At 37.8% G+C, this 16,407-nt stretch carries 16 protein-coding genes; 6 read left to right on the top strand and 10 right to left on the bottom strand.

The features are described from left to right. Positions 1-3 precede the first annotated feature (3 nt). From filC to filA, 3 genes are all read right to left on the bottom strand, one after another. Positions 4-1,212, bottom strand: a complete 1,209-nt coding sequence (filC, locus tag AC1M9K_RS13730; protein WP_092768595.1) for a putative pilus system protein FilC — start codon at positions 1,210-1,212, stop codon at positions 4-6. A 65-nt stretch (positions 1,213-1,277) separates the two neighbouring features. Continuing rightward, the gene (gene filB, locus AC1M9K_RS13725) at positions 1,278-2,111 is read right to left on the bottom strand and encodes a putative pilus system C39 family peptidase FilB (RefSeq protein ID WP_035268934.1); all 834 of its coding nucleotides are present in this window, start codon (positions 2,109-2,111) and stop codon (positions 1,278-1,280) included. Positions 2,112-2,294: 183 nt separating this feature from the next. Continuing rightward, positions 2,295-3,164 carry a putative pilus system protein FilA gene (filA, locus tag AC1M9K_RS13720; RefSeq protein WP_092768589.1) on the bottom strand — a complete coding sequence of 290 codons (870 nt, stop codon included), beginning with the start codon at positions 3,162-3,164 and terminating at the stop codon, positions 2,295-2,297. Between the two features lie 245 nt (positions 3,165-3,409). Here filA and pabB point away from each other — a divergent pair, with 245 nt between their 5' ends. Continuing rightward, complete coding sequence (pabB, locus tag AC1M9K_RS13715) at positions 3,410-4,756, top strand: aminodeoxychorismate synthase component I (protein ID WP_481589568.1); 1,347 nt, start codon at positions 3,410-3,412, stop codon at positions 4,754-4,756. Between the two features lie 48 nt (positions 4,757-4,804). Here pabB and hisC read toward each other — a convergent pair whose 3' ends face one another. Continuing rightward, positions 4,805-5,896, bottom strand: a complete 1,092-nt coding sequence (gene hisC, locus AC1M9K_RS13710) for a histidinol-phosphate transaminase (RefSeq protein WP_035268929.1) — start codon at positions 5,894-5,896, stop codon at positions 4,805-4,807. A gap of 150 nt (positions 5,897-6,046) precedes the next feature. Continuing rightward, entirely contained in the window at positions 6,047-7,348 is a 1,302-nt protein-coding gene (gene hisD, locus AC1M9K_RS13705) for a histidinol dehydrogenase (RefSeq protein ID WP_481589579.1), read from the bottom strand. A 165-nt stretch (positions 7,349-7,513) separates the two neighbouring features. On the opposite strand from hisD, the gene AC1M9K_RS13700 reads away from it, so the two are divergent. Continuing rightward, positions 7,514-8,164: a hypothetical protein gene (locus tag AC1M9K_RS13700; RefSeq protein WP_481589567.1), complete on the top strand. Its 651-nt coding sequence runs from the start codon at positions 7,514-7,516 to the stop codon at positions 8,162-8,164. 41 nt (positions 8,165-8,205) lie between these two features. Here AC1M9K_RS13700 and hisG read toward each other — a convergent pair whose 3' ends face one another. From hisG to AC1M9K_RS13675, 5 genes are all read right to left on the bottom strand, one after another. After that, on the bottom strand, positions 8,206-8,916 hold the full coding sequence (gene hisG / locus AC1M9K_RS13695) for an ATP phosphoribosyltransferase (protein ID WP_481589566.1): 711 nt from the start codon (positions 8,914-8,916) through the stop codon (positions 8,206-8,208). A gap of 4 nt (positions 8,917-8,920) precedes the next feature. Continuing rightward, positions 8,921-10,180, bottom strand: coding sequence for a UDP-N-acetylglucosamine 1-carboxyvinyltransferase (gene murA, locus AC1M9K_RS13690; protein WP_481589565.1), 1,260 nt, complete (start codon positions 10,178-10,180; stop codon positions 8,921-8,923). Between the two features lie 7 nt (positions 10,181-10,187). Then, positions 10,188-10,439, bottom strand: a complete 252-nt coding sequence (gene ibaG, locus AC1M9K_RS13685; RefSeq protein ID WP_035268923.1) for a BolA family iron metabolism protein IbaG — start codon at positions 10,437-10,439, stop codon at positions 10,188-10,190. Between the two features lie 142 nt (positions 10,440-10,581). Continuing rightward, entirely contained in the window at positions 10,582-10,914 is a 333-nt protein-coding gene (gene hpf, locus AC1M9K_RS13680) for a ribosome hibernation-promoting factor, HPF/YfiA family (RefSeq protein ID WP_035268921.1), read from the bottom strand. A 188-nt stretch (positions 10,915-11,102) separates the two neighbouring features. Then, entirely contained in the window at positions 11,103-12,554 is a 1,452-nt protein-coding gene (locus AC1M9K_RS13675; RefSeq protein ID WP_481589564.1) for an RNA polymerase factor sigma-54, read from the bottom strand. 457 nt (positions 12,555-13,011) lie between these two features. Here AC1M9K_RS13675 and AC1M9K_RS13670 point away from each other — a divergent pair, with 457 nt between their 5' ends. From AC1M9K_RS13670 to AC1M9K_RS13655, 4 genes are all read left to right on the top strand, one after another. Then, positions 13,012-13,911: an amino acid ABC transporter substrate-binding protein gene (locus AC1M9K_RS13670; RefSeq protein WP_180028739.1), complete on the top strand. Its 900-nt coding sequence runs from the start codon at positions 13,012-13,014 to the stop codon at positions 13,909-13,911. A gap of 69 nt (positions 13,912-13,980) precedes the next feature. Continuing rightward, positions 13,981-14,823 carry an amino acid ABC transporter permease gene (locus AC1M9K_RS13665; protein WP_035270829.1) on the top strand — a complete coding sequence of 281 codons (843 nt, stop codon included), beginning with the start codon at positions 13,981-13,983 and terminating at the stop codon, positions 14,821-14,823. A gap of 1 nt (position 14,824) precedes the next feature. Continuing rightward, positions 14,825-15,502: an amino acid ABC transporter permease gene (locus tag AC1M9K_RS13660; RefSeq protein ID WP_180028741.1), complete on the top strand. Its 678-nt coding sequence runs from the start codon at positions 14,825-14,827 to the stop codon at positions 15,500-15,502. 11 nt (positions 15,503-15,513) lie between these two features. Beyond that, complete coding sequence (locus AC1M9K_RS13655) at positions 15,514-16,257, top strand: amino acid ABC transporter ATP-binding protein (RefSeq protein ID WP_035270823.1); 744 nt, start codon at positions 15,514-15,516, stop codon at positions 16,255-16,257. The last annotated feature ends 150 nt before the right edge of the window (positions 16,258-16,407 follow it).

Genomic DNA, 16,407 nt, shown 5'->3' with positions numbered 1-16,407 from the left:
CCTTTAGCTTGCTTTTTTCTTACCGAAGCCAAGTATATCTAATGGGAACGATAGGCCGAGAGACACATCTGGAGAGTCTTCAGTTAAACCGATACCTATCGTTCCATTGACAATCGTCTTCGGACTAACACGTACACCGAGTGCCACCGCAAACATAGAGCTGGTCTGAGTCGCAGGCTCGTAATATTCACCTGTATCATATGTAAATTTGGTACCCATGTTCATCGATTGCTGATAAGACATGGTCAAGGAGACATCATAGTTAAATGAATATGCAAACCCGAACGAGAATCCAGCCGTAACACCGGGTTCAAAAGTATCTAAAACACGGTTACGCCCAGTTAAACCTTCACCTTGAGTATTTCCTCCCCCTCGGATTTGATTTAAGCCAGATTCTTTAAAACCATAATTTGTTGATACTGACGCAAACAATACAACTGGATCAATATATTTTCTTGTACTTGCACCAACACCAACTGAATAATACCCCTTACCTGTTGAGAGATCCGTCAAAGGATTAATTTCATAGGGGCTATCACCTGTTTTTGTCGATAGATTACCAAACAAAATAAGTGGCAAACGACCTTCTTTCAGTGGAAATGGCTCCCAACGCGCCCCTAAGCTAATATCACCCAATCCAGCAGTGGTCGTATCTTTGACACTATCAGACTTTGCAACCAATGGAATTGAAGCGTTTAGCGTGATGTTATCTCTTAAACCATATTGCGCTGTGATGGTATTGGTAATCGTATGATTTGCATCTTCATCAATACGAAGTTGATACAACTGTCCTTCATCGATCGAAGCATTTATTTGAGAATCCCGATAGTACGAATAATCAAGATCATAGAACGTTGAAAACTCACCACGCTTAATCAGTGAATATTGTCGCTCATTAGAGGAAAAAACCTCCTGCAAGTTAGTCTCTTGCGTCGCATCACCTTCTTTTTGTTGGAGTGCATTTGCAGCCTGCCCTTCAACACCTGGCTTAAGAGAAGGTGTTGCATCAACATTTTCAGTAGATTCTGCCGTATAACTTGATTGTGCTTGTTCAAGCTCGGTCGCAGAACTATTTTCAGTATTATTTTGAGTATCTTGAGAAATATTCTCTTCTGATGGAGCTTCAACTGTTTCGGGTGCTGCATAGACGCCTGTGACAATCATTTGAATACTGATTGCGAGTAGCGTTCTTTTCGTCCATTGATTATTCATTTTACTTCCTACCACAATTCTTCATTATTTGGATTTTGTTTCAATTCAATTTAATTGCATTTAAATTACTTACGTTTATAGTAAAGCCGCATATATGTTGTAATGGGTTGATTATACGTTGGAGATTTGGGATCAAGATCTAATACTTTACGCATAGTTGAGGCTTTATCTGCGATTTTATTCATATAATCTGACGAAAATTGTGCATCAACTAAGGCGTAACGGTTAATTGTTGCATCATCGACATGTCTTAAATCTGTTTCTTGTAATGCTAATAGATCTGTCTGTTGAGATTCAGGAACGTTCACTAAAAATAAGGTATTGTTTTCCCAAATTTCTTTAAATCGTGCTTCATCAAAACTGATATTTCCTAATGCAGGGTCAGCAACATAAACCCTTCCATCTTTATATGCTTTGTATACAACAAAGTGCTTAAAACCTGCATAGTGAATTGGAACAATAGCAGGTTGTGTCTGTTTAATCAGGTCTTTGAATTCACCACGGTAACCCCCACTTTCATAACCTAAAGCAGTGACGAAGCGCTTCATATCCAATAATGAAAAGCTTCTACGCTCAATGATTCGATCATACTCGCCAAATCGCAACAATCCCTCCATGGTTTGTTGTTCTGTCAAATTTAGACCAGCGTGACCATTAAGAACTGTCGTCAACGCCGCAGAACCACAACTATAGTCATACGCTTGACGGACTATTCCTCTAAACTGATTTTCGATAGCCGGCTTGATAGCTACAGGTTCACGGTGATTTTTTGTATAAGATAGATGTCGTGAGTCTGCAATCTCACTGTAATAAACTGCTTCGCGTGGTTTTTCTTTAATTTCGAGAGCATGACTCGCAAAAAAATACATAATTGCAGAGCCTAAAGTAATTTCTATCATAATGTTAACTGTTCTAGTTCGGCGTACTTGCCTTTATGATTCTGTAGTTGGAGTTTGCACTCACATTTATTCTTATATTCAGAATACCTTTTTCATCCTAAAAATACAGTACTTTTACTTTTTAATTTCAAATTCGCAAAATTTAAAAAACGCGTGATCAACACGCGTTTTTTGTATAAAAACTTAGTGACCAGAAATTTTGATTGAAGTGCTACCCAAATTCAAACCTTGAACTTCGATTGAACCGATACTCTTATTAGCTTCACCTAAAGAAACTTTTTGGATGTAAGCATTCAATGGTGATTGAGCTGGGCTGATATATAATCCATCTTTTGTTACACCAATTTTGGCGTCAGCATTCAGGTTTTTACTGCCTGAACTTGTAACTTTCAAGCCCTCGATTCCAATGCTACCACCACCCGATGTAGATGTATCATTAATAGTTAAGCTTGTAGATAAACCACCAGTGATTTCAGAATCAACGACAATCATAGCGCCTTGAGGTGCATTACCTAATTGAACGTTTGCTTTGGTTGCACCCAATGATAATGTTAAACCTGTAATAATTTGTTTTTCAGAACCTTCAACAACACCACGAACATTGTCATCAGAACTGTAAGTGCCAGAGCTTGCAACCCCAATAGAACCAACATTGATGTCTAAAGCACCAGTTTCAGCAAGAACATTAAGTACCGCTTGACCACCAACATCTGCGGCATCAACTTTCAACGTTGCTAAGTTTTGAGTATTTCCAGTACCCTTTGAAATCGTTAAACCGTTAACCGTGATTGCACCAGCACCAATTGTTGGATCAGCAGTGCCAGCTGTATTAATGGTCGTATCACCGAATGTCAAAGCGCTATTTGTAAAACCATCATTATCATGAATATATAACTTATCGATTTCGATACCAGCAGTTGTATCAATGGCAATAGTAATACCATCTTGACCAGTCGTTGCGCTGAGTGATGCATCATCCATTGCCTGCATCGCCATAGCATTCACGCTCACCGCCATTGAAGAAACTAAAGCCAATTTTGTGAATAATTTCATTATGTACTCTCCCAAGAGCATTTTTTCATTTTTTTGACTGCTCTCCGTGTTTCTGAAGTTTTTATAATTTAACTACTGAAACTTCATCCTTGAGCAGTTCGCTTTGCAGTATTAAGTTAACCTTATGTTATCTTATGATCAATATCTGTTAAGAAAATTCGACCTATTCCCGATAAATGGCATAAGTGTGAACTAGTATTAAATGGGTGATGCAAATTTTCTGAAAAGAGTGTAACAAGTCACAAATGGTAAGTGCTTCATTTTTTAAACAAAACTTAAAAATTTCAGGACTAAGTAAAGCTGATTTTTTGCAAAAAATTGGTTCATTGACAGGATTGGTATATCTTGAAAATCAGGATTTACCGATTATCGGATTTTTGCCAAAAAAATATTGCGTTTATATAAACGGCGGATTCAGTCAATTTGTGCGTTGTTCTGATTTTAATTATCAGTATGAAAGCCAATTTTCTTCACTCAAAGATTTTGTTCAATGTAGCGAAAATTCACTTCCAGATTCTGCAAGCCATTATTTCAGAGGCGGTTACATTGGTTACTATGATTATAATTTTGCAGCAAATTTTCAAATCAACACCAAGGTAAAAAAACAACCACAATTGTTTTTTGGCTTGTATGAAAGCTATTTGATTTATGAAAATAATAATTGGGTTTTCTATAGCACTGAACATAATGCCGAGTGCCTTTATACACGATTATTAGACTGTTTTCAGCAATCTAGTCCATCATCATTTCAACTCAGTTCACCCATGCAAGCACGTTGGACTAAACAACAATATCGAACTGCATTTCAACGAGTACAAGATTACATTGTTGCTGGGGATTGTTACCAAATTAACCTAACTCAAGAATTTGTAGCACAAGCTGAAGGTGAGCTACTGAGTATAGCTAAACCTTTTTGGGCACTCACAAATGCTCCTTATGCTGCTTATCTTAAAATTGATAACCTTGAACTTTTGAGCTGTTCACCTGAGTTATTTATCGAGTTTAGACCCAATAAAAAAATGATCACTAAACCGATCAAAGGCACCATGCCACGCTTTAAAGATCCTCAAAAAGACCAAGAATCAAAACAAACACTCATCAACTCTGAGAAAGATAAAGCCGAAAATCTAATGATTGTTGACCTTCTCAGAAATGATTTAAGCATTTATGCAGAAACTGGCACTGTCAAGACACCAAAATTATTTAACATTGAAAGCTTTAATCAAGTCCACCACATGGTCAGTGAAATTGAAGCGACGTTAAAATCCGATGTTCATCAATTAGATGTTTTACACGCAGCACTCCCCGGCGGTTCAATAACGGGGGCACCCAAAATTCGAGCGATGGAAATTATTGAAGAACTTGAAGAGTCCCCACGCGGTGCATACTGTGGCTCTATTGGTTATTTCAATTTTGATGGTACTGGTTCTTGGAATATTTTGATCCGAACGATTCAAAAATATCAGCAAGATGTGTCTATTTGGGCTGGTGGTGGTGTCACAATCAGTTCAGATTGCGATGCAGAATATCAAGAATGTTTTGATAAGGTTGAAGCCATGCTAAAACTGATGAATCAATGGTACGAATCATAAAAAAGCGACCTATCTGGTCGCTTTTTCAACAACAAAAATTTGCAGCACTCACACTTTTAAAATGTCATTCTTCAAGGTGTCTACTAAACGTTGATTTTGCTCATCTGTACCAATGGTGATACGCAAATACTGATTAATACGTGGTTTATTAAAATATCTTACGATAATGCCACGCTCTCGCAATTCATTTGCAAGCTGACCTGCATCTTTGCTAGGCAGTGTTGCAAATATAAAATTTGCGGCAGAAGGCAACACATCAAACCCTAAGGATTTCAGTTGCTCAACTAACTTTATACGACTAGCAATCACTTTGGCATTTTGCGCTTCGAAATAGGCTTGATCCTCGAAAGACGCCACTGCAGCGGCAATCGCAAAACGGTCCATTGGATATGAATTGAAGCTATTTTTTACCGCTTCTAACGCTGCAATTAAATGCGGCTGTGCAATCGCAAACCCGACCCTTAATCCCGCAAGCGAACGTGATTTCGAAGTTGTTTGACAGACCACCAAGTTGTCATATTTTTCTACGAGAGCCACTGCAGATTCAGCACCAAAGTCTACATATGCTTCATCAATCACAACCACTGAATTTGGGTTCGATTGAAGTACTTCCTCAATTGCAGACAAACCAAGTGCAATACTGGTAGGGGCATTTGGATTGGTGATAATGATGCCGCCATTTGGTTGCTTATAGTCATCCACAACAATTTCAAATTTTTCGTTTAAAGGCAAAATTTGAGTTTTCACACCAAAAAATTGGCTATAAACAGGATAGAAACTGTAGGTAATATCTGGATAAAGAATTGGCAAATCTTGAACAAAAAATGCCTTAAAAATATGAGCTAAAACCTCATCAGAACCATTACCAACAAACACGTGTCCCACTGGAACATGTTGCTGTTTCGCAATTGCTTGCTTTAATTCCGATGCGTCAGGGTCAGGATACAAACGTAAAACATCCGCGCCATTTGCTAAAACTTGTTGTACCGCTTCTACAACTTTTGGAGATGGTGGATACGGGTTCTCGTTGGTATTCAATTTTAAAAGATTTTGGATTTTGGGTTGTTCACCAGGCACATATGGCTCTAGTTCACGTACTTCGGGACTCCAAAAACGCATTTGTTCTACTGTAATATTCATTTTTAAATTCTCTAAATTCCCCTCACTGACTAAGGAGGTTAGGGAGAGATTTTTTAATTACCCTCACCTAACCTCACTTGCATTTCGATTTCAAGCAATGCTTAAAAACAGATTTAGAGAGGAATATTCATTCTAAATTTATCGCTTAAATTACTGATAACGATATCGTGCTGAACGAGCGTGAGCATCTAAGTTTTCTTGCTGTGCAAGAATATCTGCTGTTTTCGCTAAGGTTTTCACGCCATCCTCTGAACACATGATTAAGCTTGAACGCTTTTGGAAATCATACACTCCGAGTGGTGATGAAAAACGTGCCGTACCCGAGGTTGGCAATACATGGTTCGGACCTGCACAGTAATCACCAATTGCTTCAGGCGTATAACGCCCCATGAAGATAGCACCTGCATGGCGAATACCTTCAGCCATTTCTTGTGCTTCATCTAAACATAGCATCAAGTGTTCAGGGGCAACTTGGTTGATCAATTCTGCACCTTCGGCACGGTCTTTAACTAAAACAAGCGCACCACGATTAGCAATAGAAGTTCGTGCGATTTCTGCTTTAGGAAGTGCTTTTAAGTGCTCTTCAATTGCAATCGCGACATCATGAAGCAGTTGCTCGTCTGGCGTAATAAATACAGCTTGAGCAACAGTATCATGCTCTGCTTGAGACAGAAGATCCATTGCAAGCCATTCTGCATTATTGTCCCCTTCAGCATACACTAAAATTTCTGAAGGACCTGCAATCATATCAATACCTACCTGACCAAATACGGCGCGTTTTGCTGCCGCAACAAAACGATTGCCCGGTCCAGTAATTTTATCTACTGCTGGAATGGTTTCAGTACCATAGGCCAATGCTGCAACCGCTTGCGCACCACCAATCGTAAACACTCGAGTGACACCTGCCAAATACGCAGCTGCCAACACCAATGGATTTAAATCACCATTTGGTGCAGGCACAACCATAATAATTTCAGGCACTCCTGCGACGTGTGCAGGAACTGCATTCATGAGTACTGATGATGGGTATGAAGCTAAACCACCTGGCACATAAATTCCAACACGGTCAAGCGGCGTCACTTTTTGGCCTAAGGTGTTACCCAAAGCATCAACATAGGTCCAACCATCTTGTTTTTGTGCCTGATGGAATTCACGGACACGATTTGCAGCCAACTCTAAAGCTTCTCGAACTTCAGCCGTTAAATGATCAAATGCAGCTTTAAGTTGCTCTTGTGTCAGTTCTAAATCTGAAAATTGATGCGCTGGATGTCGATCGAACTGTTGTGTGAGTTTGAGAACATGAGCATCACCATGTTGACGAACATCGGCAATGATTTGGTCTACTGTTTTTAAAAGTTCTGGGTCACTCACGGTTTCAAAAGCGAGCAAGTCAGCAAAGTCTTGCTTAAAATTTTGATCTTGAGTCGATAAACGTCGCATCAATTTATCCACAATGAAATTAAAGGGAAGCTTTAGTTTACCTGTTTTCTGTTGATTTGTGGGCATCTTCATTCAAGCAACCCAGATAGAAATGATTGAAAATAACTTTTGATTAAATTGAATTTTCTATTGAGCTCTGTTCTTATCATGATTTGATTTTATTCGGGGGAGTTTTAGATGAAAGAAATAGAAAAATATGTCGGTTACTATTTAGGTGTTTATGTCGTTGTTTTAGCTATTTGTGGATTCTTTCAATATTTTTATTACTGTCAAGGTCAATCATTGATTTGTGCTGTAAGTATGCATCGAATAAATACCATAATTACCACAACAGCTTATGTACTGACGCCAATAGTTGCTATTGTTGGTTTTCTTTCATGGAAAAAACAATTTAACTCCCAACAAATTTCAAAACTTTCTTTTCAAATTATCAGCTTACTAAACACCAACTATAGGGAACAGCTTAATTTATTATATTGGATTTCTGAAAGAAAAAACTCTTATGATGAGTTAAAATCTTCAGAAGACTTTAATCATAAAGTACAAGAAATTAAAGACAATACTGCCTATATTTACTCGTTAATATCAGATTTATCACGGTTTACTTTAGATAATCAATTAAATAGATTTCTTAATGATTGGAATCAAGGATGCAATATTTTCATATCAGATTTGAAAGTGCTAAATACAAAGCTAACGATAAATCAAATAAATTTAAAACTTAGAAAACATCCAGAATATGAAATTGATTTTATCCCAGTATATGTAAATCTAGATAAATTACAATTTCAATTAATAGAACAAATCAGAAAATACAGTCTTGTATAATAAAGAACCGCCCTTTCGGGCGGTTCTTAAAATCAACAAACTCAAGCAGTTTTCACTTGCTTTGCATTTTCTCGTTCATCCACCGCTTTTTCAAGCTGTGCAAGAATCGGATTAAGTAAGGCTTGCTTACGCTTAAAGCTCGCTTTGTTCACAATCAATCGAGAAGACACTTTACAGATTTCTTCAAGAGGCTCTAAGCCATTCGCGCGAAGTGTATTACCTGTGTCCACGACGTCGACGATGTAATCACCCAAACCAACCAATGGTGCAAGCTCCATCGAACCGTAAAGTTTAATCACATCAACTTGCTCACCTAAGCTCGCATAGTATTGACGCGTCAAATTCACGTACTTGGTCGCGATCTTCAAACGACCTTTCGGACGCTCCATACCCACTTTGCCCGCTGTCATTAACTTACAGTTTGCAATTTTAAGATCTAATGGTTCATAGACATTTTGTGCACCATGTTCCATCAGTACATCTTTACCTGCAACACCAATATCAGCCGCACCATTTTCTACATACGTTGGTACATCAGATGCACGTAAAATTAAAATTCGAACATGTTTATGCGTCGTAGGAAAAATTAATTTACGCGATTTATCTGGGTCTTCTAAAAGATTAATCCCTGCTGTTTCTAGCAATGGCAATGTCTCTTTTAAAATACGACCTTTACTTAATGCTAAGGTTAAACCATGATCAAAATTGCCCATTACGTCAAAATTAGGATCACCGTTTCTCATATCGCTCATTAACTTACTCGCTCACTCGCTTAATTTGGGCACCTAAACCTTGTAATTTTGCTTCAACATCTTCATAACCGCGATCAATGTGATAAATACGGTCAATTAAAGTCTCTCCTTCAGCAGCTAAAGCAGCCAAAACTAAAGAAAATGAAGCACGCAAATCTGTTGCCATAACAGGTGCAGCTGAAAGTTTTTCAACTCCTGTTACAACTGCATCATTACCTTCAACCTGAATATTAGCGCCCATACGTGACAATTCAGGTACATGCATAAAACGGTTTTCAAAAATCGTTTCTGAAATTGTTGCAAACCCACGACCGATTGCATTGACCGCCATCAATTGTGCTTGCATATCTGTTGGAAAATCTGGATGAGGCAATGTACGGAAACTAACGGCCTTAGGACGCTTACCCATCATATCGAGTTCGATCCAATCATCACCGCGCGTAACTTCTGCACCCATTTCTTCAAATTTATCCAACACTGATTCCATCAGCAATGGATCTGTATGTGTCGTTTTAACTCGTCCGCCCGTAATAGCAGCAGCCGCTAAATAAGATCCTGTTTCAATACGGTCAGCAACAACTGAATATTCACAACCATGCAAACTTTCTACGCCAGTGACGATTAATGTATCCGTATCTAAACCTTCAATCTTCGCACCCATCTTAATGAGCATTTGTGCAAGATCAGTGATTTCAGGTTCACGAGCCGCATTACGGATGGTAGTAACACCTTCTGCTAAGACAGCAGCCATGAGGATGTTTTCTGTCCCACCCACAGTAACCATATCGAAAACAACTTCACCGCCTTTTAAGCGACCATCAACTTTTGCATTGACATAGCCTGCTTCGACTTCAATTTCCGCACCTAAAGCTTCTAATGCTTTTAAATGCTGGTCAACAGGACGTGAGCCAATAGCACAACCACCAGGTAAAGATACTTTTGCACTACCGTAGCGCGCCAGCAATGGGCCAAGCACCAAAATAGAAGCTCGCATAGTCTTTACGAGTTCATATGGTGCAAATTGATTATCAAGGGTTGAAGTATCAGCGACAACAGTGTCACCTTCATACTTCATGCTAATCCCAAGACCTGCAATTAATTTTACAAGCGTATGAACATCTTTAAGCTTGGGTACATTTCTGAGCGTAATTGGTGTTTCAGCAAGAATCATTGCTGCTAAAAGTGGCAATGCAGCATTTTTTGCACCAGAGATGCGAACTTCGCCTTGTAGTCTTTTACCACCAGTGATTAGAAATTTATCCATTTATTCCTTAAGCTCCGAAAAGACTAGCTTTGCGCCATTCTTCTTTTGTCATTGCGCGTATGGTTACAGCGTGAACTGCACCACTTTTAATATATTCGTTAAGAGGAGCATAAACTGCTTGTTGACGAGCAACTGTTCTTTTACCTTCAAACAGATCATCTACAATACGGAGGTCAAATTTCCCACTTTGTCCACTTACAGCAACATCAGCAGAAGGGAAAGCAGCTTTTAAGATTTCAGTGAGCTGTTCACTATTCATTGCAAAGACCTCTCATGGGACGATCGATTGTGTAAAAACGGATTATTTTACTATAACTCATTCAATGAATTCATCTGCTATACAATTTATCTATAAAAAAAAGAGGCAATATACCTCTTTTTTTATTTTCAGCTACAGACCGTCATATAGGCAGCGGCTGAAAAGCCATTTGCATTTTACGATATCGCATTAACTGTCTTTTTATTTTCTCAGTCAATTTTTTAATTGATGCATACATATCATCGCCAGATGCCTGAGCAAAAAGTTCGACGCCTGGTAAACGCACGATTGCTTCAGCGATATGATTCGAACTTCCTTTTTTCGAACGCTTATCGACTTGGTGATCCTTTGTGAGTTTCACCTGCATACTATTGACCTGATCAAGGTGCTTGGTCATTTCGGCGAATTTACAACGAATATTCTCTTCTATTGCAGGAGTAATACTTAAATGATGTCCACGAATTGTTATTTGCATAATCCTATCCCTCTCCTTCTAAAGGATTTGATTGAGTTAAGCCATGTGATTGCATGACAGAACATTCAACATAGAATTATTCTGCAAATTTAAGTCATGAAATCATGCTGGCTAAACCTCGTGTAACTAAAAAAAAGAGATTCATTATTTCGTCATAATGAACCTCTAGAATAATCACACTTCAAATTTCAGATCAAGACTTTTCGATCGGATGATGCAGGAATATGTAACGATTCGCGATATTTTGCGACTGTACGACGTGCAACATCGATACCATCCTCATTTAACAACTTAGCTAAACTGTTATCAGATAATGGTTTTCTTGGGTTCTCTTCAGCAATCAACTTTTTAATTTTTGCTCGGATCGCAGTTGAAGACGCTTCACCACCTGACGTTGTTCCAACATGGCTTGAGAAAAAATATTTAAGTTCAAACAACCCTCTCGGCGTAAGCAAATATTTATTGGTGGTTACACGAGATACTGTTGATTCATGTAACTCAACCTCCTCCGCCACATCTCTCAACACCAAAGGTTTCATTCCTTCAGCACCCAACTCTAAAAAATCTCGTTGATGCTGAACAATACATGTCGCTACTTTTAAAAGCGTTTTATGGCGCTCATCTACACTTTTAATAAAATTTTTAGCATCAAGCATTTGATTGCGTAAATATTGATTATCTGCACTTTGATCAGCTCGACGAATCATATTTGCATAATAAGGATTGATGCGTAATTTTGGCAAAATATCCGGATTTAAGTGCACATGCCAACTGTCATTTTTCTTTGCCACCACCACATCAGGTACCTGGTAATCAGATTCTTTATTCTCAAACATTAGACCTGGATAGGGTTGTAATGATTTTAAAAGTTGTATTGCTGCTTTTAACTGTTCAAGTTTAAAACCTGTTTGCTTCAGTAATTTATTTAGGTCATTGGCAATCAATAATTCATAATGCTGCAATAACAATAACGCGTCATTACGGCAAGGTAAGGTATTAGGCAATACTTGAAGCTGAACATATAAGCATTCCACAAGATTGCGTGAACCAACGCCAATCGGCTCTAGTCTTTGTATATGTTTCAACACCACTAAAATTTCATCTATCTCAACATCTTCTTGAATATCCATCTGTGCGAGTAAAGTCAGCACTGCGTGGTGAATTTCTTCAACGCTCTCATCTAAAAAGCCTTTTTCATCCAAACCATCTACGATGCAATAGGCAATCAAAAGATCAGTTTGGGAGAAATTTAGGAGATTAACTTGCTGTAAAATATGATCTTTCAGTGTATTTTGAATTGAACGATTATCCTCACGTTCTTCATATTCTGGTAATTCCATTGATGATGATTGATGAGTATAGACATCATCCCATTCAGTATCTACAGGTAAATCATTTGGTAAATGATCTGCATTTAATTCTCGAGTAAGATCACTAGCAGACTGCTCCTGATTCAACTCCTCCAAACTTTGCATTGGGGAATCGTCTTCCACCTTCTCAAGTAAGGGATTACTATCCAACTGCAATTGAACTTCTTGCTCCAACTCTAAGCTGGATAATTGTAAAAGTCGGATCGCTTGTTGGAGCTGGGGTGTCAAAGACAAAGAATTGGATACTTTTAGTCCTAACGCTAATTTCATTAATCATTACCCCCTAACATCGTTATTATTTAAGCAATAATCATGCCTACAATTCTTATAACATAAGTTTCAAGTGTTAAGTTAATCAATTAGTCTTAATTGTTAATAACAAATAAGGATAAAATACATTATAATTCAATCACTTTTTTTTAATTAATATTCAAAAAAATATGAGCACTCAAGTTTAAATAAAAAAAATAATTTTTTAGCGTTATCTGCAGTTATGGTTGATTAAAAATAAACCACTTACTCATGATTAAGGTTTTATAAGCTCATGATTTGTTTCGCGTTAATCAAAAAATCTAAATTCATTTGAATTTCGAGTATTTTTTATTCTTTACTTATTCTCATAGAAAGTATAAAAATAATTAATAGCTTATTTTGAATAGATTTCAACCAAATTTGAGAACTGTCAAAATTATAAGAACGATATATTAAAAGACATGGAGATTTCTTGATGAAAAGTCTATCTGGTAAAGTCCTTCTCAGCGCATTAGGCTTCATCATCGCTGGTGGAACAATGAGTCAAGCCAATGCTACTGACACGATTGCGAAAATCAAAAAAAATGGAAAAGTGATCATCGGGTATCGTGAATCTTCTGATCCAATCTCATATATCGTGGGTGGTAAACCTATGGGATATGCCATCGATATCTGTAATAACGTAGCTAACGAATTAAAAAAAGACTTAAAACTCCCCAACTTAAAAGTTGAATATAAAGCGGTTACTTCTTCCACGCGAATTCCTGAAATGCTCGCTGGAAACATTGATATGGAATGCGGGACGACAACCAACTCTGTCCAGCGACAACAGCAAGTCAACTTCTCTACAAATTACTTTGCCACTGAAGTACGTATGGCAGTCAAAGCTTCAGCGCCTTTCAAAGATTTAGGTGATTTAAATGGTAAAGCCGTTGCCACAACGCAAGGAACAACCTCGGATAAATATATTAAAATGGGTGCACGAGGAGAAAAAATAAAAGTTACCAATGTCTATGGTAAAGATCATGCTGATTCTTTTGCAATGGTCGCTTCGGGACGTGCAGCTGCATTTGTTATGGATGACAATATTCTTGCAGGGCTCATTGCCAAATCATCAAAACCTCAAGATTTTAAAATTGTAGGTCCAGTCCTTTCGTCAGAACCTTACGGAATTATGCTGCCTAAAGGGGATGCCAAGTTTAAAGCGATTGCAGATCGTGTGGTAACTGGAATGTGGAAAAATGGTCAAATGGATACCCTTTATAAAAAATGGTTCTTATCACCTATTCCACCACGCAATATCAATCTAAACATGCCTATGAGTAGCTCATTTAAAAAATTAAAAGCATCTCCGAATGATGCAGGGATTAAATAACAAAAATTATGAGGGCTTAAATAGAAACACTTAAGCCCTTTTTTCTCGTAACCATTGCAGGAAATTTCAATGGCTGTTGGTTCTTTAAATTGGACGTCATTTTGCTTGGCATCTAACGAATATGGCGTTGATAAAAAAGATTGGGCTGAATCTATCTGTAGTGCGATTGGAGGTTCAAGTTATTCAGCTGTTGCTGATGCACCGACCTGGTTACAAATACTTGGATCAGGTATTTGGACCATGATCTGGACTGCTGTCATTGCCTTTTTCATCGCATTTTTACTTGGTTCACTTATTGGCATTATGCGTACATTACCCAATAAGTTACTTTCATTCATTGGGACTTGTTATGTAGAGTTATTCAGAAATATACCCTTAATCGTTCAATTATTTTTCTGGGCATTCGTTTTTCCTCAACTCCTGCCATTAAGTATGAGTACTGGAAGTGGTGAAATGGTTCCTGGCGGATGGTGGCAAAATATTTTAAATAATAATCCAGCAATTATTGGTGTATTTGCACTGGGTCTATATACCGCTGCAAGGATTGCTGAGCAGGTTCGAGCAGGTATTAATACCGTTTCACAAGGTCAAAAAAATGCAGCTTATGCGATTGGTTTAAATTTAAACCAAAGTTATCGTTATGTCATTCTGCCAGTGGCTTATCGAATCGTTTGGCCAACACTGACATCAGAAGCAATGAATGTATTTAAAAATTCAGCCGTACTTTTTGCCTTAAGTGTTTTGAATTTTTTTGCATATACCAAAACAATGCGAGAAGAAACCTCTCAAGACGTGGTCATTTTAATTCTTTCAACACCTGTTTATCTCATCATCACTTATTCAATTAAATACCTGATGGCATGGATTGAGAAACGGATGGCTGTACCAGGTCTAGGTTCGGGAGGTAAATAAAATGGACTTTAGTGTTCTAACTCATCCCGATGTCGTTGCAAGTTTGATCGCTGGTTTTAAATTTACAGTTACAGTAACCATTCTTTCGATTATTGGTGGGATTCTTCTTGGTACACCAATCGCGATGATGCGTCTATCAAATAATAAAATTGCCAGTGGATTTGCAAAATTTTATGTCGACTTTTTTCGAGGTGTTCCCCTCATTCAAGTTATTTTTATCTTTTACTTTTTACTTCCTAAGTTTTTCGATTTCCAATATCACACCTATTGGGGACCTTTATTTTCAAGTGTAGTAACCTTCGCCATTTTTGAGGCTGCCTTTTTTTCAGAAATTGTCCGTTCTGGCATTCAATCAGTTTCTAAAGGACAAGTGAATGCAGGTTACGCCTTGGGGTTTAATTATCGCCAGACGATGTCATATGTAGTTTTACCCCAAGCTTTTAGAAATATGTTACCCGTGATATTGACGCAATCCATTGTTCTTTTTCAAGATGTGTCTTTGGTTTATGTCATCAGTGCACCAGATTTCTTAGGCAATGCAAATACTTTAGCTAATACCTATGGTTCGGAAACCAAAGCCGTTTTCTATCTAGTTGTTGCTGTCGTCTATTTTGTCATTTCATTTGCACTTTCACGACTAGTTAAACGCTTACATCAAAAAATAGCCATTATTCGATAAGGAGAATCAAAATGCCAATGATTGAAATTCAAGATGTATCCAAATGGTATGGAGATTTTCAGGTACTTAGCGAATGCTCAACCACTATCAACAAAGGTGAAGTTGTCGTTGTATGCGGTCCATCTGGCTCAGGTAAATCTACACTTATTAAGACAGTAAATGCTTTAGAACCTTTTCAACAAGGAAATATTATCGTTGATGGTACCGCTTTAAAAGACTCTAAAACGAATCTAGCAAAATTCAGATCTAGAGTAGGTATGGTATTTCAACATTTTGAACTTTTTCCTCATATGACTGTGTTAGATAACCTAACAATAGGACAAATCAAAGTACTTAATCGCTCAACTGAAGACGCTAAAATAAAGGCCTTACAATATTTGGATCGAGTAGGTTTGACAGCACACAAAGATAAATTTCCAGGACAATTATCAGGTGGTCAACAACAACGTGTCGCGATTGCACGTGGTCTTTGTATGGACCCAGTCTGTATGCTTTTTGATGAACCCACTTCTGCATTAGATCCTGAAATGGTGGGTGAAGTGCTTGAAGTCATGAGCCAACTTGCAAAAGAAGGCATGACGATGATGTGTGTTACCCATGAAATGGGATTTGCAAAAAAAGTTTCAGATCGAGTGATATTTATGGATCAAGGCAAAATTCTAGAGGATTGCCCGACTGATGACTTCTTTAATAAGCCACTAGAGCGACATGAAAGGACAAAATATTTTTTAGAGAAAATTTCAGCAGTACACTAAACATCAGAATGAATCCAAAAATTTCGCGATATCTACTCAAATTATTTTCAAATTCAATTTTTTGATATAAAAAAACACCCCCTTGTATTGAAGGGGGTGTTTAGAATAATGAGCTGGCGATGACTTACTCTCACATGGGTAACCCCACAC

The organism is Acinetobacter sp. 24-47-67 (assembly GCF_056779735.1).
This window is presented reverse-complemented; position numbering and strand designations above follow the sequence as displayed.

What these genes read in the sequence shown, in the direction of transcription:
- hpf (WP_035268921.1), bottom strand. Translation starts at nt 10,914, where the DNA reads ATGCAAATAACAATTCGTGGACATCATTTAAGTATTACTCCTGCAATA.
- filB (WP_035268934.1), bottom strand. Translation starts at nt 2,111, where the DNA reads ATGATAGAAATTACTTTAGGCTCTGCAATTATGTATTTTTTTGCGAGT.
- AC1M9K_RS13665 (WP_035270829.1), top strand. Translation starts at nt 13,981, where the DNA reads ATGGCTGTTGGTTCTTTAAATTGGACGTCATTTTGCTTGGCATCTAAC.
- AC1M9K_RS13670 (WP_180028739.1), top strand. Translation starts at nt 13,012, where the DNA reads ATGAAAAGTCTATCTGGTAAAGTCCTTCTCAGCGCATTAGGCTTCATC.
- ibaG (WP_035268923.1), bottom strand. Translation starts at nt 10,439, where the DNA reads ATGAATAGTGAACAGCTCACTGAAATCTTAAAAGCTGCTTTCCCTTCT.
- pabB (WP_481589568.1), top strand. Translation starts at nt 3,410, where the DNA reads ATGGTAAGTGCTTCATTTTTTAAACAAAACTTAAAAATTTCAGGACTA.
- AC1M9K_RS13660 (WP_180028741.1), top strand. Translation starts at nt 14,825, where the DNA reads ATGGACTTTAGTGTTCTAACTCATCCCGATGTCGTTGCAAGTTTGATC.
- AC1M9K_RS13675 (WP_481589564.1), bottom strand. Translation starts at nt 12,554, where the DNA reads ATGAAATTAGCGTTAGGACTAAAAGTATCCAATTCTTTGTCTTTGACA.
- murA (WP_481589565.1), bottom strand. Translation starts at nt 10,180, where the DNA reads ATGGATAAATTTCTAATCACTGGTGGTAAAAGACTACAAGGCGAAGTT.
- filC (WP_092768595.1), bottom strand. Translation starts at nt 1,212, where the DNA reads ATGAATAATCAATGGACGAAAAGAACGCTACTCGCAATCAGTATTCAA.
- hisC (WP_035268929.1), bottom strand. Translation starts at nt 5,896, where the DNA reads ATGAATATTACAGTAGAACAAATGCGTTTTTGGAGTCCCGAAGTACGT.
- filA (WP_092768589.1), bottom strand. Translation starts at nt 3,164, where the DNA reads ATGAAATTATTCACAAAATTGGCTTTAGTTTCTTCAATGGCGGTGAGC.
- AC1M9K_RS13700 (WP_481589567.1), top strand. Translation starts at nt 7,514, where the DNA reads ATGAAAGAAATAGAAAAATATGTCGGTTACTATTTAGGTGTTTATGTC.
- hisG (WP_481589566.1), bottom strand. Translation starts at nt 8,916, where the DNA reads ATGAGCGATATGAGAAACGGTGATCCTAATTTTGACGTAATGGGCAAT.
- AC1M9K_RS13655 (WP_035270823.1), top strand. Translation starts at nt 15,514, where the DNA reads ATGCCAATGATTGAAATTCAAGATGTATCCAAATGGTATGGAGATTTT.